General features: G+C 66.0%; 16 protein-coding genes. 12 read left to right on the top strand and 4 right to left on the bottom strand.

Annotated elements, in window-relative coordinates; all coding sequences use genetic code 11:
• Position 1: 1 nt before the first annotated feature.
• Together ACS8YF_RS07375 and ACS8YF_RS07370 are read left to right on the top strand one after the other, a co-directional pair.
• Entirely contained in the window at positions 2 to 1,237 is a 1,236-nt protein-coding gene (locus ACS8YF_RS07375; RefSeq protein WP_440849570.1) for a glycosyl transferase, read from the top strand.
• A gap of 133 nt (positions 1,238 to 1,370) precedes the next feature.
• Positions 1,371 to 1,805: an Ivy family c-type lysozyme inhibitor gene (locus ACS8YF_RS07370; protein ID WP_440849569.1), complete on the top strand. Its 435-nt coding sequence runs from the start codon at positions 1,371 to 1,373 to the stop codon at positions 1,803 to 1,805.
• 57 nt (positions 1,806 to 1,862) lie between these two features.
• Here the strand turns inward: ACS8YF_RS07370 and ACS8YF_RS07365 are convergent, their stop codons facing one another.
• Positions 1,863 to 3,587, bottom strand: coding sequence for a sugar phosphorylase (locus tag ACS8YF_RS07365; RefSeq protein WP_440849568.1), 1,725 nt, complete (start codon positions 3,585 to 3,587; stop codon positions 1,863 to 1,865).
• Between the two features lie 277 nt (positions 3,588 to 3,864).
• Here ACS8YF_RS07365 and ACS8YF_RS07360 point away from each other — a divergent pair, with 277 nt between their 5' ends.
• From ACS8YF_RS07360 to ACS8YF_RS07330, 7 genes are all read left to right on the top strand, one after another.
• A complete protein-coding gene (locus tag ACS8YF_RS07360; protein ID WP_440849567.1) occupies positions 3,865 to 5,238 on the top strand; it encodes a DUF945 family protein in 1,374 nt (457 codons plus the stop codon).
• A gap of 270 nt (positions 5,239 to 5,508) precedes the next feature.
• Complete coding sequence (gene mnmG / locus ACS8YF_RS07355) at positions 5,509 to 7,422, top strand: tRNA uridine-5-carboxymethylaminomethyl(34) synthesis enzyme MnmG (RefSeq protein WP_440849629.1); 1,914 nt, start codon at positions 5,509 to 5,511, stop codon at positions 7,420 to 7,422.
• A gap of 101 nt (positions 7,423 to 7,523) precedes the next feature.
• Entirely contained in the window at positions 7,524 to 9,188 is a 1,665-nt protein-coding gene (locus ACS8YF_RS07350; RefSeq protein WP_440849566.1) for a peptide ABC transporter substrate-binding protein, read from the top strand.
• 47 nt (positions 9,189 to 9,235) lie between these two features.
• On the top strand, positions 9,236 to 10,150 hold the full coding sequence (locus tag ACS8YF_RS07345; RefSeq protein ID WP_440849565.1) for an ABC transporter permease: 915 nt from the start codon (positions 9,236 to 9,238) through the stop codon (positions 10,148 to 10,150).
• Positions 10,150 to 11,040 (top strand): ABC transporter permease subunit, encoded by an 891-nt coding sequence (locus ACS8YF_RS07340; RefSeq protein ID WP_440849564.1) that lies wholly within the window; start codon positions 10,150 to 10,152, stop codon positions 11,038 to 11,040. Before ACS8YF_RS07345 ends, ACS8YF_RS07340 begins: the two co-directional genes overlap by 1 nt.
• A gap of 8 nt (positions 11,041 to 11,048) precedes the next feature.
• Complete coding sequence (locus ACS8YF_RS07335; RefSeq protein WP_440849563.1) at positions 11,049 to 11,852, top strand: ABC transporter ATP-binding protein; 804 nt, start codon at positions 11,049 to 11,051, stop codon at positions 11,850 to 11,852.
• A gap of 248 nt (positions 11,853 to 12,100) precedes the next feature.
• Positions 12,101 to 13,549 carry a phospholipase D-like domain-containing protein gene (locus tag ACS8YF_RS07330; protein WP_440849562.1) on the top strand — a complete coding sequence of 483 codons (1,449 nt, stop codon included), beginning with the start codon at positions 12,101 to 12,103 and terminating at the stop codon, positions 13,547 to 13,549.
• A 39-nt stretch (positions 13,550 to 13,588) separates the two neighbouring features.
• Here the strand turns inward: ACS8YF_RS07330 and ACS8YF_RS07325 are convergent, their stop codons facing one another.
• Positions 13,589 to 14,389, bottom strand: coding sequence for an endonuclease/exonuclease/phosphatase family protein (locus tag ACS8YF_RS07325; RefSeq protein ID WP_440849561.1), 801 nt, complete (start codon positions 14,387 to 14,389; stop codon positions 13,589 to 13,591).
• Between the two features lie 192 nt (positions 14,390 to 14,581).
• On the opposite strand from ACS8YF_RS07325, the gene ACS8YF_RS07320 reads away from it, so the two are divergent.
• Entirely contained in the window at positions 14,582 to 15,583 is a 1,002-nt protein-coding gene (locus ACS8YF_RS07320; protein WP_440849560.1) for an ABC transporter ATP-binding protein, read from the top strand.
• Positions 15,584 to 15,592: 9 nt separating this feature from the next.
• On the top strand, positions 15,593 to 16,831 hold the full coding sequence (locus tag ACS8YF_RS07315; RefSeq protein WP_440849559.1) for a hypothetical protein: 1,239 nt from the start codon (positions 15,593 to 15,595) through the stop codon (positions 16,829 to 16,831).
• Positions 16,832 to 16,943: 112 nt separating this feature from the next.
• On the opposite strand, the gene ACS8YF_RS07310 is transcribed toward ACS8YF_RS07315, so the two are convergent.
• Entirely contained in the window at positions 16,944 to 17,216 is a 273-nt protein-coding gene (locus tag ACS8YF_RS07310; protein ID WP_109992817.1) for an RNA recognition motif domain-containing protein, read from the bottom strand.
• Positions 17,217 to 17,539: 323 nt separating this feature from the next.
• Complete coding sequence (locus ACS8YF_RS07305; protein WP_440849558.1) at positions 17,540 to 18,349, bottom strand: M48 family metallopeptidase; 810 nt, start codon at positions 18,347 to 18,349, stop codon at positions 17,540 to 17,542.
• 84 nt (positions 18,350 to 18,433) lie between these two features.
• On the opposite strand from ACS8YF_RS07305, the gene uvrD reads away from it, so the two are divergent.
• A complete protein-coding gene (gene uvrD, locus ACS8YF_RS07300; protein WP_440849557.1) occupies positions 18,434 to 20,605 on the top strand; it encodes a DNA helicase II in 2,172 nt (723 codons plus the stop codon).
• Positions 20,606 to 20,623 lie beyond the last annotated feature (18 nt).

The following is a 20,623-nucleotide window of genomic DNA, read 5'->3' as shown; positions in this document are numbered from 1 at the left end:
CATGGCCGATTTTCATCAGAACGGCATCATCACCACCCTGCATCGTCTGCACGAGCGGCCCATCGCCGATCTCGAGGCCGAACTGGGCAAGTATTCGCGCCGGCGGCCGATGTCGCTGATCCTGCCCTGTCTTTATTCCGAACTGGAGGGCGACGCGCTGCCGGCGATCGTGGACCAACTCTCCGGCGTGGATTATCTGTCGGAGATCATCATCGGTCTGGACGGCGCGGATGCCGGACAATATGCCCACGCCCACGAGTTCTTCAGCGGGCTCGGCCCGCGCCATCGGCTGCTCTGGAACGACGGCCCGCGGCTGCAGTCGCTCTACGATCAGCTCGACAGCGAAGGCCTGGCCCCGGCGCGCCCGGGCAAGGGCGCCAATGTCTGGAACTGCATGGGTTATTTCCTGGCCTCCGGCCGCGGCCGCGTGCTGGCCATGCACGACTGCGACATCCGCACCTATAACCGCGACATGCTGGCGCGGCTGTTCTACCCGATGGTGCACCCGAACTTCACCTACAAGTTCGCCAAGGGCTATTACGCGCGCGTGGCCGAAGGCAGCATCAACGGTCGCGTGGTACGTTTGTTCATGACGCCGATCCTGCGCGCGCTGACGACCGTGGTCGGCCATATGGAATATCTCGATTACATGGACAGCTTCCGCTATCCGTTGTCCGGTGAGTGCGCGATGAGCGCTTCGGTGGCGGAATCCATCCGCATCCCGAGCGACTGGGGCCTGGAAGTCGGCATTCTGGCGGAAGTGCATCGCACTTACGGGCCGAACGCGGTCTGCCAGGTCGATATCGCCGACCACTACGATCACAAACACCAGGACGTCTCGAACCACGAAGCCAACGGCGGACTGGCCAAGATGAGTGCCGACATCGCCAAGGCGCTGTACCGCAAGCTCGCCACCTACGGCGTGACCATGAACCCGGAAACCATCCGTACGATCAAGGCGGTGTATCTGCGCAACGCCCTCGACGCCGTGGAACGCTTCTATTTCGATGCCCAGATCAATGGCCTGACGCTGGATCGGCACAAGGAGGAGAAGACGGTCGAAGTGTTCGTCGAATCCATCATCCATGCCGGCGATGAATACCTGGCCAACCCCATGGAAGTGCCGTTCATGCCGACCTGGAACCGGGTGCGCGCGGCATTCCCGGATTTTCTCGACCACTTCTACGATGCCGTGGAAGCCGATCATGACGAAGCCGTGGGCAAGCGGCGCGGGTAGAACAGGCGCCCGGCCGTAAACGTCAGGGCGCGACGGGTGGCGTATTCTCGCTTGCGGACCGGCTTCGGGCGTGGCTCGCGTCAAGCCTGTGGCGCTTGTCCCCGGCCGGCTGTTTCATCATCCAGGAGTCACCATGCGCCGAATCATGTTCGCCGGTGTTGTTCTCGTCGTTTCGCTCGCAACGGCCACGGCTTCCGCCGCCGCCTCGGATACGGTTTATCCAACGCAATGGCTCAAGGCCAAGCCGGCGCGGATGACCCAGTATGAAAAGCTCGTGGCGCCGATCCAGGCCAAACACGGCTGGGTCGCCTCGACGGGCACGGAAACGCCCGTCTCGCACATCAACCTCGAGGGCCAGCGCTATGCCGTGCTCACCGTTTGCAAGCCGCACGACTGTTCCGGCCAGAGCCTGGTGAGCCTGATGACACCGTCATCGAATACGGCCGTGGGCGCGCTGGTGGTCAACCAGGGCCAGCAGGCGATGGGCCCGAAATCCTCGAAGATCACCTGGCTCGGCCAGCCGGATCGGCCACAGCGCCGTTTCATCGCGGCCTATCTGTTTCGCTGATCGGCCGGCGGCGCGGGGCTTGGCGACAGCGCGCCCCGCGCGGCTTGTGTTGCGGCCCTAATCGCTGATCCAGGCGATTTCGTAGGGCGCCAGCGAAATCGTGCGCTGGGCGCCGCTGATCTGGGTGCCCGCCGTGACGTTCCGGCGCACGCGCGCCTCGGGCAGTATGTGCCCCGGTACCTTGACCGGCTTGTCGGTGACGTTGTGCAGCGCCAGGATCGTCTGGTCGCGCGTGGCGCGCTGCACCGCGAACAGCGAGGGGCCGAGGTCGACGATGGACTGGGCCGCGTCGGGGTGAAAGGCCGGCTGGCGGGCGCGGACCACGAGCAGGCGCTTGAGCCGGGCCAGCACGCGGGCGTGGTGCGAATCGATGCCGAGCTGGTAGTTGAGCTCGCCGAGATCGTAGCGCCGCCGGTTGATTGAGCGGCTGTGGCCGGAGGCTTCCACCCCGGCCAGGTCGTTGTGGGTACCGACCAGACTGTGGAAATACAGCGCCGGGATGCCGGCCAGCGCCATCGCGATCGCCTGGCTGACGACGAACTGGTCGATATGGTTCAGGCTGTCGCGTTCCCCAGGCGCGCCCAGCAGGTCGTAATAGGTGATGTTGAGTTCGTAGGGACGCGTGCTGCCGTCGGACATGGCCCGGGTCGACACGAAGCCGCCACGCTCGCGGGTGGTCGCGACCAGTGCGTCGCGCTGGTCGTCGGAAAGAATCGATTCGACCGAGCGCAGGCCGATGCCGTCGTGGCTGGCGGTGAAATTCAGAAAATGACAGCCCGCGGGCAGCGGCGGCAGGCTGGAGGCCCATTCGGTCAGCCGCGTGGCGTCGCCGGTGAGCAGGGTATGGGCGGCCAGCGGCGGAAGTACGAATTGGTAGGCGACGTGGGCCTCGTCGCCATCGGTGAGGTACGAGATGTTTTCGGCGTGCGGCACGTTGGTTTCGGTGATCAACTGCAGGCCCGGGGCATAGTATTCGAGCACCGCCCGCAGGAACTTGATCAAGCGGTGGGTCTGCCACAGGTGGATGCAGGGCGTGCCGATCTCCTTCCAGAGAAAGGCCACCGCATCCAGGCGTAAAAGCCGCGCGCCGTGGGCGACGTACCCGAAGATGATGTCGATGAATTCGTTCATCACTCGCGGGTTGGCGAAGTTCAGGTCGATCTGGTCGTCCGAGAAGGTGGCCCAGAGATGTTTCGTGCCGCGGGCCGTGACCACTTCGGCCAGTAGCGGTGTGGCGCGCGGGCGAACCACCGAGCGCAGGTCCGTGGCCGGGTCGACCTCGATGAAATAGTCGCGCCCGGGATCGGCGTCGGCCAGATAATGCGCGAACCACACGCCCTTGCGCGAGGCATGGTTGAGCACGAGATCGAACATCAGCGGCTTGTCGTCGGCCAGCGCGTGGATGTCTTCCCAGGCGCCGAAATCCGGGTTGACCTCGCGATAGTTCATCACCGAAAACCCTTCGTCCGAGCTGTGCGGAAAGAACGGCAGGAGATGCACGGCGGTGATGGCATCGCCGATGTTCTGGGCGATGAAATCGCGCAGGGTGGCCAGCGGCGCTTGACCCGGGTGCTGGACGATATCGGGGTACGTGATCATCAGGTTGAGCGACTGATCGACCGCCATGTCGGTGCTGCGGGGCAGATTGTGGTGCCGTGCCGACTCGGCCATCGCGTCGATGCAGTCGCGGGCGGCGCCGTCGCCGTAGAGCGGCGCGAGCCACTCGATGAAGGTTTCCTGGGTCGCCTCGTCGGGCGTGGCGCCTCGGGCAGCATCGGTCATGGAGTCAGCCTGTTCTGATGTCGAGCGCCGTGATGGTGCGTATGCACGCGCCGGTGCGCTATAAAAGTGCAACGGCGCAAACGCGCCGGTTCCGGGACAGTCGTATCAAGATACATACCAGACCGGCGCGGTCCCCACCGGAATGCATCGGCGCGCCGGGGCCGACTTCGCGGTTGCCGCCGACTGCGCCTAATATGCGATTTATGAACGGTCGGCGATTCCGGGTTCGAATTCAGTGCGTGGCGCGTGCAGGCGCGACCGATGGCCGGGCGTTGTTTTGCGGCGGCTGATCAGGACGCTGCTCTGGGGCCTGGCGGCGCTCGCGCTGCTGGGCGTGGCGGCGCCGTATGGCGTTGGTTGGCTGCTGGCTGCGCGTTTCGATGCCGTCGTGGCGCATCTCGCGGTGCCAGGCTACCTGCAAGTGGTGCGCCGGACTTTCGATCGCGGTTGGTTCGTCTCGCATGCGACGGTCGTATTGCGCCCGATCGGGCCGCTCTGTCATGCCCAACCCTGCCCGGTGATCGCGCTCGCCAGCCGTATCGATCACGGCCCGCTCGCCTGGGGCGCGGCATCGGTGTCGCGCATGCCGGTGCTGGCGATGGTCAGGACTCACGCCGATCTGACGTCGCTCTGGCCGCATTATGTCTTCTCGCCGGCGCCCGGTCCGCTGACCGTCACCTCACGTATCCGGCTGGACGGCCGCGGGCGGACGTATCTGTCGCTCAAGGGGATGACCTTCAGTGTCGCCCGTCGAAAGCCGGTGGCACAGGTGGAGACCGCGACCGTATCCGGGGCGCTGCAGTTCGGCTGGCTCGCCCGCCGGATCCATGGCGTGAGCCTGGACTGGCCCTCGTTTTCGTTGGTGCGCCAGTCGGCGGGCCATATCGCCTGGCGCCATCTGCATTTCCAGGCGCACCCGGCACCCGGCGGAGAACTCGCCAACAGTCGATTTACCGCCGATTCGATCACGTTGGACAACGGTCACGGACACGCGACTCGGCTGAGCCATTTAAAATTGGCCACTCGCCGTCCCGCACCGGGCACCACCGCGGTCTCGCTCCATATCGGGAAACTCGTGCTGCCCGACAGCACCCAGGGCACGGTCACTCTCCATGCGCGCCAGCACGGCCTGCATCCGCTGGCCTGGGCCGCACTGCCCGACCGCTGGCGCCGGCTGGGCGGCTGGTCGGGCGGGGCGCTAGACGCCCCCGAACTGTATCACGACATCCTGCCCGGGTTGTTGCCGCCGGGCTCGCAAGTGCAGGTCGGCCGGTTCGAACTCGCCACGCGCGACGGCGCAATCCGGGCTGGCGCACATATCCAGGTGCCACAAGACTTCAAGCCTCCCCGCGATGCGGCGGCGGCGTTGTCTCAGCTGCAGGCACAGCTGCGACTTTCGTTGCCACGGCCCATTCTGCGCCGGTTGCTGGGGCGTACGCTCGGGGCCACGGCCGGCGCGCCGCCCGAGGCGGCCATCGATGCCCGCGTGCAGGCACTGGTGGCGCGCGATCTGATTGTGCCGTCCGACGACGGGCAACGTTACCGCATGCGGCTCGTGCTGGGCGACGGCCGGATGCGGATCAACGGCCGCAATCGCCCCCAATGGCGTGCGCTGGTCGGCCAGTTCGTCGCGGCGGCGCAGGGCCTGTAGTCGACCGGGTCGAAGCCGCCGTAGCGGCTCGGCGAACGGGCGATAACATGATGCGGTGCCGGCTGTTGCGGCGCGCGCATGGGCCGGCCCGGCGCCGTGAGCTGAAATTCGGCCGGATTCGTCTCGGGACGTTGTGCGAAGCGTTATAATCCGGCGTTTCAGACACGGCGCCCACACGCGTCGTTTGCTGGCAAGACGGCATGCAGGGCGCGCATGCGCCCGCCGCGATCCATTCGAACAACACGCCCGCGCAGGGTGCGAATTGCCATGATCCAGAGTCAGACCCGGTTCGACGTCATCGTGGTCGGCGGCGGCCACGCCGGCACCGAGGCCGCCACCGCGGCGGCCCGGGCCGGTGCGCGCACGCTGCTGCTGACCGACAACATTGAAACCATCGGCCAGATGTCCTGCAATCCCGCCATCGGCGGTATCGGCAAGGGCCATCTCGTGCGCGAGATCGATGCGCTGGGCGGGGTGATGGCGCGCGCCGCCGATCGCGGCGGCATCCAGTTTCGTACGCTCAACGCCCGCAAGGGCCCCGCCGTACGCGCCACCCGGGCCCAGGCCGATCGCGCGTTGTACAAGGCGGCGGTGCGCGAGATCGTGGAAAACCAGCCGAATCTGCATCTGTTCCAGCAGTCGGTGGCCGATCTGATCGTCGATGACGGGCATGTCGCTGGCGTAATGACGGCGATGGGGCTGGCGTTTCACGCGCCCACCGTGGTGCTGACCGTCGGCACGTTCCTGGGCGGCACGATCCATGTCGGTGAAAAACGCTTCGGCGGCGGACGCGCGGGCGATGCGCCCTCCAACGCCCTGGCCGAGCGCCTGCGCGCGCTGGACCTGCCGGTCGGGCGGCTCAAGACCGGCACGCCGCCGCGCATCGATGCCAAGTCGATCGATTATTCGCGGCTGGCCGAGCAGCCGGGCGATACGCCGGCGCCGGTGTTTTCGTTCATGGGCAGCCGGGAAGAGCATCCGCAGCAGATCCCCTGCCATATCACCTACACCAATGCGCGCACGCACGAAATCATCCGCGAGCGGCTGCATGAATCGGCGATCTATTCCGGCGCGATCGATTCGGCCGGTCCGCGTTACTGTCCGTCGATCGAGGACAAGGTGGTGCGCTTCGCCGACAAGGACAGCCACCAGATCTTCATCGAGCCCGAAGGGCTGACCGCGGCCGAGGTTTATCCCAACGGCATTTCCACCAGCCTGTCGTTCGCCACCCAGCTGGCGCTGGTGCGCACCATCGAGGGTTTCGAGAACGCGCATATCACACGTCCCGGCTATGCCATCGAATACGACTACTTCGACCCGCGGGCGCTGAACTACAGCCTGGAAACGAAAGCCATCGGCGGTTTGTATTTCGCCGGCCAGATCAACGGCACCACCGGCTACGAGGAAGCCGCCGCCCAAGGGCTGCTGGCCGGCATCAACGCCGCGCGGGCGGCCGCGGGCGAGCCTGCCTGGTGGCCGGGCCGGCACGAAGCCTATATCGGTGTGCTGGTCGACGACCTGATCACCCGCGGCACGATCGAGCCGTATCGCATGTTCACCTCACGCGCCGAGCATCGCCTGCTGCTGCGCGAGGACAACGCCGATGCCCGCCTGACGCCGGCCGGGCGCGATCTCGGCCTGGTCGACGACGCGCGCTGGTCGGCATTCACCGCCAAGCGCGATGCCGTGATCGCCGAACAGGCGCGGCTGGCGGCGATTACCATCAAGCCGCATGATCTCGGCGCGGATGGCGGCGAGGCGCTGCTCGGCGGGCCGCTCAGGCAAGCCACGCCCGCGGCGGAGCTGTTGAAGCGCCCCGGCATCGGGCATGCGGATCTGGCCGGGCTGGCCATGATCGGCCCGGCCAACACGGGCGGGCTGTCGGCCGAAGCCGCGACAGCCGTGGGCGAGCAGGTCGAGATCCAGGCCAAGTACGCCGGCTACATCGCCCGCCAGGCCGAGGAAATCGAGCGCGCCGCCGCTCACGAAGCCACCGTTTTGCCGGCGGATATCGATTACACGGCGGTCACCGGCCTGTCCAACGAATTGACGGGCAAGCTCGCCGAGGTTCGCCCGGCGACCATCGGCCAGGCCACGCGTATCCCGGGCATGACGCCGGCGGCGATTTCCCTGCTGCTGGTACACCTCAAGAAATCCGGCGCGAAACTTGCTAAGAGCGCGTAGTCCGCGACCGGGGCAGGTTCAGTGCCTTGCCCGGGTGGCCGGCGCTACGCGTTTCTTTGCTGTAATCTGGCCGGCTGTGGGGCCAGGGATAAAGGGGTTTCATGGGCCGACTTCGCATAATCAGCGTGGTGCTGCTGGGCTGTTTCGGGCTCACGGCCTGCGGCAGCGGCGATAACGCGGGCTTCCCCAACCGCATTCAGCCCGATATCGCGCCCGACGGCACCAAGACGCTGCGCAAGGGCAACGGCGCCGAGCCGCAGACGCTCGACCCGGCCAAGTCTTCGGGCGTGCCGGCCGCGAACATCCTGTATGACCTCGACGAAGGCCTGGTCACCTATTCGCGCCAGGGCGACATCATCCCCGGCGTGGCCAAGTCCTGGGATATCAGTCCCGATCACACCACCTATACCTTTCATCTGCGCCACGATGCACGCTGGTCGAACGGCAAGCATGTGACGGCGCCGCAGTTCGTGTTCAGCCTGCGCCGGGCGGTGGCGCCGAAAACCGCCTCGCCCTATGCGGATATTCATTCGCCGATCGTCAATGCCGCGGCGATCACCAACGGCAAGAAGGATCCCGACACGCTGGGCGTCAAGGCGCTCGACAAGTACACGCTGCAGATCAAGCTCAAGCGCCCCACGCCGTTCTTCCTGAAGACATTGGCGCACCCGAGCAGTTTCCCGGTGTATCCGCCGGCGGTGAAAAAATGGGGCAATGCCTTTACCCAGCCGGCGCATGCGGTCAGCGACGGCGCCTACAAACTGGCGTACTGGCGCGTCAACAACAAGATCGTGCTCGAGCGCAACCCGTACTACCGGGACAACAAGGACACCCACATCGACCGGGTGGTTTATTACCCGATCGGCGATCCGAATTCCGAGCTGTCGCGCTACCAGGCGGGTTCGCTGGATTTCACCAGCACGGCACCGTCATCGAAGCTGGAAACGATCAAACGGCATATCCCGCAGCAGGATCATGCGGTGCCGTATCTCGGTCTGTACTACTTTGTATTCAATCTGACGACCTCGCCGTTCAAGCATCACCCGAAGCTGCGCATGGCGCTGTCGATGGCGCTGGATCGCGGCATCATCACCCAAAAGATACTGCGCGGCGGGCAACTGCCGGCCTACAGCTATGTGCCGACGGTGATGCACGGCTATCAGAGCGTGACCTATCCCTGGGCCAGGCTGTCGCGGGCCAAGCGGCACGCGCTGGCACGCAAGCTCTACCACGAGGCCGGCTACTCCAGGGATCATCCGTTGCACGCGGTATTGCTGTATCCGACCAGCGAGGCCAGCAAGCAGCTGGCGATCGTGGCCACGGCGATGTGGCGCAAGGTGCTGGGCGCGGACATCATCACCCGTAATCAGGAATGGAAGGTGTATCTCAGCACCATTCACAGGCACGATCCCGACGTGAATCTGTTCTTTGCCGGCTGGGTCGGCGATTATCAGGATCCGAACACCTTCTTTTCGATCCTGAATTCGGCCTCGGGCAATAACGAATCGGCCTACGACAACCCGGAATACGACCGGCTGCAGTCCGAGGCCGAACACATACCCGACGGCCCGAAGCGCACCGCCGTGATGCACAAGGCCGAGGCCCTGATCCTCAAGGACAACCCGGTCATTCCGCTGTATTTCCCGGCGGCGCATCACCTGATCAAACCCTATGTAAAGGGTTTCGTGGGCAACCCGCTCGAGGTGTATCTCACGCGGTATCTGGATATCGAGCCCCAGTCCAAAACCGGGGAGAGCGCGCAATGAGCCGCCCGGTGCCCGGCCCGCTATCGATGCTTCTAGGGACGATCTAGATGTTGGCCTATACGATCAAGCGCCTGCTCGGCGCGATCCCGACGTTGTTCATTCTGCTGACCCTGTCGTTCATCCTGGTGCATACCGCGCCCGGCAGCCCGTTTTCCATGGCCCGCCAGATGCCGCCGGAGGTCAAGGCCCATCTGGAAGCCCAGTATCACTTGAACGAGCCGATCTACGAGCAGTACGGGCGCTACCTTCTCAACATCGCGCATTTCGATTTCGGGCCGTCGTATCAGTATCGCGATACCACGGTGAACGACCTGATCGAGCAGGGCTTTCCGGTATCGCTGACCGTCGGCGGTTTCGCCCTGTTGCTGGCCCTGGCGCTGGGGATACCGCTCGGCATGCTGGCGGCGGTGAAACAGAACCGGGCCACCGATTATCTGGCCTCGGCGCTGGCGCTCGGCGGTATTTCGGTGCCCAATTTCGTGATCGCGCCGTTGCTGATTCTGTGGATGGCGGTCGAGAACAACTGGCTGCCGGCCGGCGGCATCGACAGTTGGCAGAGTTATATCCTGCCGGTGGTTACGCTCGCGGCGATGTTCACCGCCTATATCCTGCGCATCATGCGGGCCTCGACGATCGAGGTGCTGCGTTCGAACTACATTCGCACCGCGCGCGCCAAGGGTTTGTCGACCGCCCGCGTATATCTGGTGCATGTGCTGCCGGCGGCGATCCTGCCGGTGGTGTCGTATCTGGGCCCGGCCACGGCGGCGATTCTCACCGGCTCGGTGGTGATCGAGGAGATCTTCGGTCTGCCGGGCATCGGGCGTTTCTTCGTCAACGGCGCGCTCAATCGCGACTACACCCTGGTGCTCGGCATCACGCTGTTCTACGGCGTGATCGTGATCGCGTTCAATCTGCTGGTCGATCTCATCTACGGCTGGCTCGATCCGCGGGTGACGTACTGATGGCGAAATCGAACAAACAAGAGGCGCTCGAGCAAGCCGTCCAGGGCAACAGCCTCGGCCGCGACGCCATGCGCCGGCTGCTGGCCAACAAGGCGGCCATGGCGTCGCTGGTGGTGCTCGGTCTGATTCTCCTGGCCGTGATCGTGGGCCCCTGGCTGACGCCCAACAACTACTACAGCCAGGACTACGACGCGATCTGGCAGGCGCCGACCTGGGCGCACGCCCATATCTTCGGCACCGACAGCGTCGGCCGCGATCTGTTCGTGCGCTGCATGATCGGCGGGCGCATCTCGCTCATGGTCGGCATCGTCACGGCGTTCGTGAGTCTGCTCATCGGCGTGACCTACGGCGCCACGGCGGGCTATCTGGGCGGGCGCATCGACGGTTTCATGATGCGCACGGTGGATATCCTCTATGCGTTGCCGTTCATGTTCCTGGTGATCCTGATGGTGGTGTTCTTCGGCCAGAGCCTGTTGCTGATGTTCATTGCCATCGGTGCGGTGAGCTGGCTGGACATGGCGCGCATCGTTCGCGGCCAGACGCTCACCATCAAGCAGCAGCCCTATGTCGAGGCGGCCCGGATGGCCGGGGCCGGCGGCGGCGCCATCATCGCGCGTCACGTGGTGCCGAACCTGCTGGGGCTGATCATCGTCTACGTCACCCTCACGATCCCGCAGGTGATTCTGTTCGAGTCTTTCCTGAGTTTTCTCGGGCTCGGCGTGCAGGAGCCGATGACCTCCTGGGGGGCGTTGATCAACGATGGGGTCGGCGAAATGGGCCGCGCGCCCTGGCTGCTCGTGATTCCGTCGATCTTCCTGGCGGTGACGCTGTTCTGCTTCAACTTCATCGGCGACGGGCTGCGTGACGCCCTCGATCCGAACGATCGGTAGGGGCGATCATGCTGCTTGACGTCCACAACCTGAAGATCGACTTCAAGACCCACGACGGCACGATCGACGCGGTGCACGATCTGTCGTTCTCGATCGAGCGCGGCGAGGCGGTCGGCATCGTCGGCGAGTCGGGGTCGGGCAAGAGCCAGAGCGTGCTGGCGCTGATGGGTCTGCTGGCCGGCAACGCCCGGGTCACGGGCTCGGCGCGGCTGGCGCCGGGCAGCAAAGGCGGGGCGCCGGTCGAACTGCTGGGGGCGAAACCGCGGGTGCTGCGGCGCGTGCGCGGCGCGCGCATCGCCATGATCTTCCAGGACCCGATGACGGCGCTCAACCCGCATCTGAAAATATCCACCCAGATGATCGAGCTGCTGCGCGCGCACCGCGGCATGGGCAGGCGCGCCGCGATGCGCGCCGCCATCGACATGCTCGAAGCGGTGCGCATTCCCGAGGCGGCGCGGCGTATCAAGTACTACCCGCATCAGTTCTCGGGCGGCATGCGCCAGCGCGTGATGATCGCCATGGCGTTGTCCTGCGAGCCGGAGCTGTTGATCGCCGACGAGCCCACCACCGCGCTCGATGTGACCGTGCAGGACGAGATCCTCGAACTGATCGCCGAGCTGCGCGAACGCAGCAACACGGCGTTGTTGCTGATCACGCATGATCTGGGCGTGGTCGCCGGCCAGTGCAGTCGGGCGCTGGTCATGCGCGGCGGCGATCTGGTCGAGCACGGCTCGATCGAAAAGGTCTTCAACGCACCCGAAGCCCAGTACACCCGCGATCTGCTGGCGGCGATTCCGCGTCTGGAAGGCTGAATCCCGGGCTCGCTCCGCGCACTCGTTGCCGTAGCTTGCGGACATTTCGTCCCGGCGGCGCGCGTTGGTCATCCGCGATGCGCCCCGGTGCGCCGCGCGCCGTGAGTGCATGTTTTTCATTCAGGCCCTAAGATCGACGCCGGCCGCCGCGATCGAGGGCGGACATCGTTGGGAATACGGGTGACGGGAATGACCAGCCGGCAGTCGACAGGTGCGCGGGAATCCGGCCGATCGCGGAGCCGGCCGCGATGAGCACGCCCGAGGCGGTGCTGGCCGGCATCGAATTCTGGCTGCCGATCGCGATCGTCGTCGGTAGCGCCGTGACCGCTGCCGCGCATGCCTTGCTGACCCGCGAAACACCGAGCAGCGCCTTCGGCTGGATCGGGATCTCGCTGCTGTTTCCGCCGCTCGGGCCGTTGCTGTACTACATGTTCGGCGTCAATCGCGTGCGCATTCGTGCCCGGCGGCTGGATCGCGCCTCGCGCCACGGGCTGGGCGCGCGCCGGCCGGGCGCGAATGCGGTGCTGCGCGATTATCGCGGCTTCATCGGGCATCGGCGGTTGGGCCTGGCAGCCGCCGGCGATCGCCTGTCCGCCTGGCCGGTGGTCGGCGGCAATCGGGTGGATGTGCTCAACAATGGCGACAAGGCCTATCCGCCGATGATCGAGGCGATCGAGGCGGCCACGGATTTCGTCTATCTGACCACCTATATCTTCGAGACGAACCGGGTGGGGCAGCGATTCATCAAGACGCTGTCACGCGCCGTCGACCGCGGCGTGGACGTGCGCGTGCTGATCGACGGCGTGGGCGAATGGTATGCATGGCCGGGCAAGCGTCCGGTTGGCGAGCTCGAAGCCGCGGGGATTACGGTCGCCCGTTTCCTGCCGCCGCGGCTGTGGCCGCCAGCGCTGCGCCTGAATCTGCGCAATCATCGCAAGATTCTGGTCACCGACGGCGGCATCGCGTTCACCGGCGGCATGAATATCGGGGACCGGCATTTCGTCTCCAGTGCGGGCGGCGTGGCCGACATGCATTTCCGGCTCGCCGGCCCCATCGTGCGCCAGATCGAGGCGGTGTTTTTGTCCGACTGGGCGTTTGCCACCGGGCAGCAGAGCGCGGTCAGCGAGCGCGTGCTGCCGGCGATGGGCCATGCCGCCTGTCGCACGATCGAAAACGGGCCCACCCACGACATCGAGCGTCTGAGCACGCTGCTCGTGACCGCGGTGTCCAGCGCCTATGAGCGGGTGTTGATTGTCACCCCGTATTTTCTTCCGGGCTCGGCCCTGGTGGGCGTGTTGCAGGCCGCGGCGCTGCGCGGTGTCGAGGTTTCGATCGTGCTGCCGGAGCGCAACAACCTGCCGCCGGTGGCCTGGGCGGCGCACCACGATCTGGGCGAACTGGTGGCGCGCGGGGTCCATGTGTACTTCCAGCCGCCGCCGTTCGCGCATACCAAGCTGTTCATCATCGACCACGATTATGCGCTGATCGGTTCACCGAACATCGACCCGCGCAGTCTGCGCCTGAATTTCGAGCTGGCCGTCGAGCTGTTCCACGTCGAAACCATCGCGACGCTGGCCGCACATGTGACCGCCACCATCGAGCGCAGCAAAATGTACACGCACAAGGACGCCACCGCCCGGCGTTTGCCCACGCGCCTGCGCGATTCTTTCTTCTGGTTGTTTTCGCCGTATCTATAGCGCTCGGGCCGTGCGTCGGCGCCTGTGGCCATGGGCTTTTCAGCCCGCCGCGGCCGAATCCGCGCCCGCCAGGGCCTGGCCGAGATCGCGCGGCAGACCGATACACATCTCGACCGGGCGGTGGTCGGAGAGCAGGGTGTCGACCACGCCGGCCCGCTGCACTGGCAGTGAGGCCGAGGTAAGGATATGGTCGATGCCGCGCCGGGGGCGCCAGCTCGGAAACGTGGGCAGCGGCCGGTCGTAGACGCACAGGCCGCTGGCGGCCAGCGCGGGGTCGGCCAGTAGATCGTACGCGCTGCAATTGGTGTCGCCCATGACGATGACATGCGTGTCCTCGGCCACCATGTCGCAGATGGCCGCCAGTTGCTGGCTCCGGCTGCCCGCGCCCAGCGACAGATGGGTGACCACCACGGTCAGCGCGTGCTCCGGCGAGCCGAAGCGCGCCACCAGCGCGCCGCGCCCCGGCAGGCGTCCCGGCAGCTTGTGCTCGGTGACTGAAAATGGCTGGTATCGGCTGATCAACCCCAGCCCGTGCTGGGCCACCCGGCCCAGATCGCGATTGACCTGGACCCGCCAGTAGGCGAAGCCCGCCTGCTCGGCCAGCGCCTGGATCTGGTTCTCGTAGCGGCTGCGGCGGCTGCCGGCATCGATCTCCTGCAGGCCGATGATGTCGTGATCACCCAGCAGATCAGCGATGCGCGCGAGGTTGTCGCGCACGCCCTGGCTCGGCAGTACGTGCCGCCAGCCGCGCGTGACGTACTCGCGATAGCGCTTGGTGCCGACGCCGACCTGCATGTTGAAGCTCAATACGGATAGATCCGTCGGTGCCGCGCGGTTCATGCCTTACCTTGTTGATCGTCACGCTTCGCTGATGGTGGAAGCGACTGTCTGGCCCGGTTCTTGTATGGTGGCCTGCCGATAGCGGTACGCAAGCAATGTTCCGTTCGCGCTCTTCGGGGCCGCATCCGGGTGGGCGCGTATGCCGGGCCAGCGTACCATTCGATGTCTGCCGTTCTTCGCGAGTGCCGCCCCATGCCCAGCCCGCCGGTTCTTTCCGCTTACGATATCAAGGTCCATTTTCCGCTGCGTGCGGACTGGCCCTGGCAGAGCGCCCCGGTACTGCGCGCCGTCGACGGGGCGAGCCTCGAACTGCGGGCCGGGCACACGCTCGGATTGGTCGGGGAGTCCGGCTGCGGCAAGTCGACCCTGGCCCGGGCGCTCACCGGGCTGGCGCCGATCACCGCCGGCACGCTGCATCTGGGCGAGCGCGATATCACGGCCGGTTCGAATCGCGAGTGGCAGGCCCTGCGCCGCGAGGTGCAGATGATTTTCCAGGATCCGCTCGCCAGCCTCGACCCGCGCATGACGGTCGGCCAGATCGTGGCCGAGCCGCTGCGCCATCTGCATCCGGCGCTATCGCGCGCCGAGCGTCGCCAGCGTGTGGCCGAGATGCTCGATCGCGTGGGGCTCACCCGGGCGCAGCTGAACCGCTACCCGCACGAGTTTTCCGGCGGGCAGTGCCAGCGCATCGGTATCGCCCGGGCACTGGTGGTCGAGCCCAGGGTGCTGATCTGCGACGAACCGGTATCCGCGCTGGATGTTTCCATCCAGGCGCGTATCGTCGACTTGCTCAGGGAACTCCAGCGCGAGACCGGCGTCGCCATGCTGTTCATCGCCCACGATCTGGCCGTGGTGCGCCAGATCAGCCACGACGTGCGCGTGATGTATCTCGGTCGGCTGATGGAACAGGCGCCGGCGGATCAATTGTTCGATGCGCCGCGGCATCCCTATACCAAGGCGTTGCTGTCGGCCGTGCCGCGCCCCGACCTGGACGCCGAGCGCGCGCGTCGGCGTATTCGCCTGCCGGGGGATCTGCCGTCGCCGGCCGATCCGCCTTCGGGCTGTGTGTTTCGGACGCGCTGCCCCTGGGCGCAGGCCGATTGCGCCCGTGAGGTGCCGCAGGCACGTCCGTTGCGCGGCGGCGTGGTGGCTTGTCATCACGCCGAGTCGATTGACCGGGCCGCGGCCGCCTGAGGCGTGCGTATGCGACGGTTCATTGCCCGGCGGCGAACGACGTTGGCGTGGGGCCTCCTGACCACGGTGCTGGCCCTGGCATTGCTGGTCGTGTTGTGGTGGCCGCGCTGGTTGGCCCGGCATGGCGCGGGCTGGACGCATGCCCCGGAGGACGCGGCCTGGGTGCTGCCGGCCGCCTCGCAGAAGCTGATCAAGCAGGCGTTTGTCGGCACCGACGGTCACGCGGTGGTGGATCATGGCGTCGGGATCGTATCGCGCGGGCAGCTGTCCGGGCCGAATTTTGCCAACGACAGCCAGGAACGGGGCCACGGCGTGCCGGCGATCGGCGTATGGCTGTCGCGGATGCTGCGCGACCGCGCCGCCGGCATCGTCAGCGACGATACCGCCGATGCCGACTATATCTCGCGCTTGCTGCGCCAGATACGTGCCATGCCGAAGCCGTATCGCGCCGAGATCACCGGCCGGGCCGGCGTGTTCGACAAGCAGGGCGCGCCGCTGGACGATCAGTCCGAGCCGGTGGTGTCGAATCGTTATGTCGCCTGGCTTGCCAAGCGCGCGCCGAAAGCGCTCGTGGCCGAGGTGTCGATTCACCCGCGCCAGCCGGATGCACTGGCCGCGATCAAACGCTGGGCCAAGGCCGGGGTCAAGGACGTGCGCTGGTGGCCGGTCGCGCAGCGGATCAACCTGGATGGCAAGGCCGCGAAGGCGGTCTACAAGGTAATGGCCGCGCACCACATGCGTCTCGATGTGGCCGTGGGCCAGCTGCGCCGCCCCGATCACGATCCGGCCTGGGTGGCGCCGGCGGCGGTCGAGCCGGCGCTGGCGGCCGGCGTCGACGTAAGGCTGCGCCTGGGCGGCGCGACCGGCGGCGGTGGCCAGCAGCTGATGCCGGCCCTGTTCGCTCTTTTGCGCCGCCACGGCCAGACCAAGCCGGCGCTGACGATAAGCCTGGCCGGCCTGTTGACCGGGAATCGGCCGAAGACCGAACTGGAGCCGCTGCTTCAGCATCCCCAGTTTTTCGGCCATCTACGCTACGGCAGCGCCTATCCCGCGATTGCGCGGGCGGATGCCATCGATCTGGACGCATTGGCCGGCGCCGGCTTCATCACCCGCGCCGAGGTCGCGCCGTTGCGCGCGATCTACGACGTCAACCCGCTGCTGTTCGCGCTGGTCGTGATGCGTCGCGTGCATCTGCCCTACACGACGCTGCGTTTTCCGGCCTCGGTGTTCACCGCTGGCGGCGATTGAACACCCGAACCATCGGCGCGACACGAAAAAAGCCGGCCATGCGAACACGACCGGCTCGATGCACACGCGCGGACCGGCGTGCAGCCGACCCGCTACGATCAGCGGTTATATTTTAGAAGCGACGCGGGCCGCGGGGGCGATCATCACGCGGACGGGCTTCGTTGACACGCAGCGAACGACCCTGCAGGTCCTTGTCGTTCATGCCTTCGATGGCCTGGCGGGCCGCGTTGTCATCGGACATTTCTACGAATCCGAAACCGCGCGAACGCCCGGTCTCGCGATCCATGATGACCTTCGCGGAAGACACTTCTCCGAACGCCTCAAAGGCGGTGCGCAGGTCGTCGTCCGTGGTGTTCCACGACAGGTTGCCGACGTAAATATTCATCTGGACTGATCCTAGCTAACAAACGTGTGTCATTACTTTAAAACCGTCCGGACTCGTCAATGACACCAAAACTAAGACCAACGGAATGTGGCACGAAGCCACCTTGATCGAAGTCTACCGCTTTTGCAGCGCACCGCAATACCCGTTTGGGTCAAAGGCGACTGGCAATCGCCCGCACGGCGTCGCGGCCGGCAACGTGCGAGCCACGCGCTGCGATGGACCGCCGAACCAAACGAGCGGCGGCAACAGGCTCCCGGGGCATGCGCCGCGATGGCTGGTGGCCCATATCGCTGACGCTGTGTCGTGCGATACAGCGACCCGCGCTATGGGTGCGGGCAGTTCGGATGATGGCCGGCCTGCTCGTATAGCTGCATCGCCTTGTTCATATGCGCTTCCAGCGCCTGGATCCGGTTGTTGTTCGACGGGTGCGTCGAAAGAAACTGATTGGGCTGCTGGCCATGCGACGCGGCCGTCATGTTGCGCCACAGCTTCACCGACTGGCGAGGGTCGAAGCCGGCCCGGGCCATGAGTTCCAGCCCGATGAGATCGGCCTCGCTTTCCTGGGCGCGCGAGAACGGCAACAGAATGCCGACCTGGGCGCCGACGCCGAGTGCGGACATGATGGCCTGGCTGCCCGCGCCGGAGGCCCCGCCGAGCGCGGCGGACAGCACGGACAGGCCGCCTTGCGTGGCGTATTGTTCCGACATCCGTTCGTTGGGGTGGCCGGCCAGAACGTGGCCGACTTCGTGGCCGATCACGGCGGCGAGCTGGGCGCCGTTCCGGGTGACCGGCAGCAGCCCGGAGTAGACGCCGATGTTGCCGCCGGGCAGGGCGAAGGCGTTGATCTGCTTCGACTTGAACACCGTGACATGCCACGGTCCATTCGTGGCCTTGTCGACGCCGGGCACCGACGTGATGGCGCGGGCGACGCAATCGACGAAGCGATTGTCGGCGGCGTTGTGGTCGATCGGCGTCTTCTGCTTGAGCTCGGCATAGCTCTGGCCGCCCATGGCCGCCATTTTCCGGGCGCCGAACAGCTTGAGCTGGCTGCGCCCGGTCGGCGATGTGGTGCAGCCGACAAGCGCGACCGTAAACAGGACGATCACCAGCAGGCGGTGCATCGGACGGGTCATGGGCTCGGCGTTGAATGACTCGGTAGTCAAAGATTACCAGCGTCTGCTGAACTGCCGGTGTCCGCCTTTGGTTACAATCCGCGCATGGACGATGTATCCGCAATCCTCGACGGTCTCAATGATGCTCAGCGCGAAGCGGTCGGCGCGCCGCCGGCGCACCTGCGCGTGCTGGCCGGCGCCGGCTCCGGCAAGACGCGCGTGCTCATCCACCGCATTGCCTGGCTGATCGGTGTGGAAGGGGTTTCGCCGCAGTCGATCCTGGCGGTGACCTTCACCAACAAGGCCGCCGGCGAGATGCGCGCGCGCCTCGAACCGATGCTGCGCGTGCCGGCCCGCGCCATGTGGGTGGGCACGTTCCACGGTATTGCGCATCGGCTGCTGCGCCTGCACTACAAGGAAGCGAAGCTGCCGCAGACGTTCCAGATCATCGACTCCGACGATCAGCTGCGCCTGGTCAAGCGCGCCATGCGTGGTCTGGAGATCGACGAACAGCGCTGGCCGCCGCGCCAGATGGCCGGCTTCATCAACAGCTGCAAGGAAGACGCCGAGCGCCCGCGGGACCTGGCTGATACCGGGGATTACGCCCGATCCCAGATGATCCGGGTGTATACCGCCTACGAGAACGCGCGCGAGGCGGCCGGGCTGGTCGATTTTCCCGAGCTGTTGCTGCGCGCCTACGAGACCTGCCGCGACAATGCCGACCTGCTGGCGCACTATCGTCGCCGTTTTTCGCATCTGCTGGTCGACGAGTTCCAGGATACCAACGCGCTGCAGTACGCCTGGATCCGGCTGCTCGCCGGGCCCGAGGGCAAGGTCTTCATCGTCGGCGACGACGATCAGTCGATTTATTCCTGGCGCGGTGCGCGGGTCGACAATATCCTCAGCTTCGAGAATGACTTCGCCGGCACCCGGACCGTGCGCCTGGAGCAGAACTATCGCTCGACCGGCACCATCCTGGCCGCGGCCAACGGGCTGATCGGGCACAACCTGTCGCGGCTCGGCAAGGAGCTGTGGACCGCCGGCGCGGACGGCGAGCCGATCGACGTCTATGCCGCCTTCAACGAATACGACGAGGCCCAGCACGTCGTCACCCGCATCCAGAACTGGATCGCCGACGGCGGGGCGCGGTCCGACGTGGCGATCCTGTATCGCTCCAACGCCCAGTCGCGGGTACTGGAAGAGCGCCTGATCGCCGCCGAGATCCCGTATCGCATCTACGGCGGCCAGAAGTTCTTCGAGCGCGCCGAGATCAAGGACGCGCTGGCCTATCTGCGGCTGATGCAGTCGCGCTCCGACGATGCCGCCTTCGAACGGGTAGTGAACACACCCACCCGCGGCATCGGCAACACCACGGTCGACAAGATCCGCACCCACGCCCGGGCCGGCGCCATGAATCTCTGGCAGGCGGCCCATGAACTGGCGGACCCCGATAACCCACAGCGCCTGCCGGCGCGCGCCGCCAACGCGGTGCTGAACTTCATCCGGCTGATCGACGAACTCGATACCAGCGCCGAGGGCATGGCGTTGCACGAGGCCACCGAGCATGTCATCGCGGTTACCGATCTCAAGACGCATCACGGCAAGGGCAACGACGAAAAGGCCGAGGCCCGCAAGGACAACCTTGACGAACTGGTTTCCGCCGCCCGCGCGTATACCGCGGACGACGACGAGACCATGGACGAGATCACCCAGTTCCTGGCCTATGCCTCGCTGGAAGCCGGTGAGGCCCAGGCCGGCGAGTGGGATGATTCGGTCCAGCTGATGACGCTGCATGCTGCCAAGGGCCTGGAGTTCCCGCTGGTATTCATGGTCGGCATGGAAGAAGGCTTGTTTCCGCACCAGCGCTCGGTCGCGGACGACAATGGCCTCGAGGAAGAGCGCCGGCTGGCTTATGTCGGCATGACCCGGGCGATGGAAAAGCTCAATCTCTCGCACGCCGAAGTCCGCCGGCTGCACGGCCAGGAGAATCTGGCCGCGCCGTCGCGCTTTCTGCGCGAGATCCCGTCCGAGTACCTGCGCGAAACCCGCCCCCAGGCGGGCATCTCCCAGCCGGTGTTCCGGCCTGGCCCGATCGGCCGCAACGAAGGCAAATCCGCTGGGCTCGGGCTCGGTCAGCGTGTCATGCACAAGAAATTCGGCGAGGGCACGGTACTGGCCTTCGAGGGCGACGGCGCGCGGGCACGGGTCCAGGTCAACTTCGATGGCGCCGGCAGTAAATGGCTGATCGCCGGCTACGCCAAGCTCGATCCGATCTGAATCCCGCTCGCCGATAAT

Source organism: Salinisphaera sp. SWV1 (genome assembly GCF_052044155.1).
GTDB lineage: Bacteria > Pseudomonadota > Gammaproteobacteria > Nevskiales > Salinisphaeraceae > Salinisphaera.
Note: the sequence above shows the minus strand (reverse complement) of the source record. Positions and strands in the feature narration are given on the sequence as shown.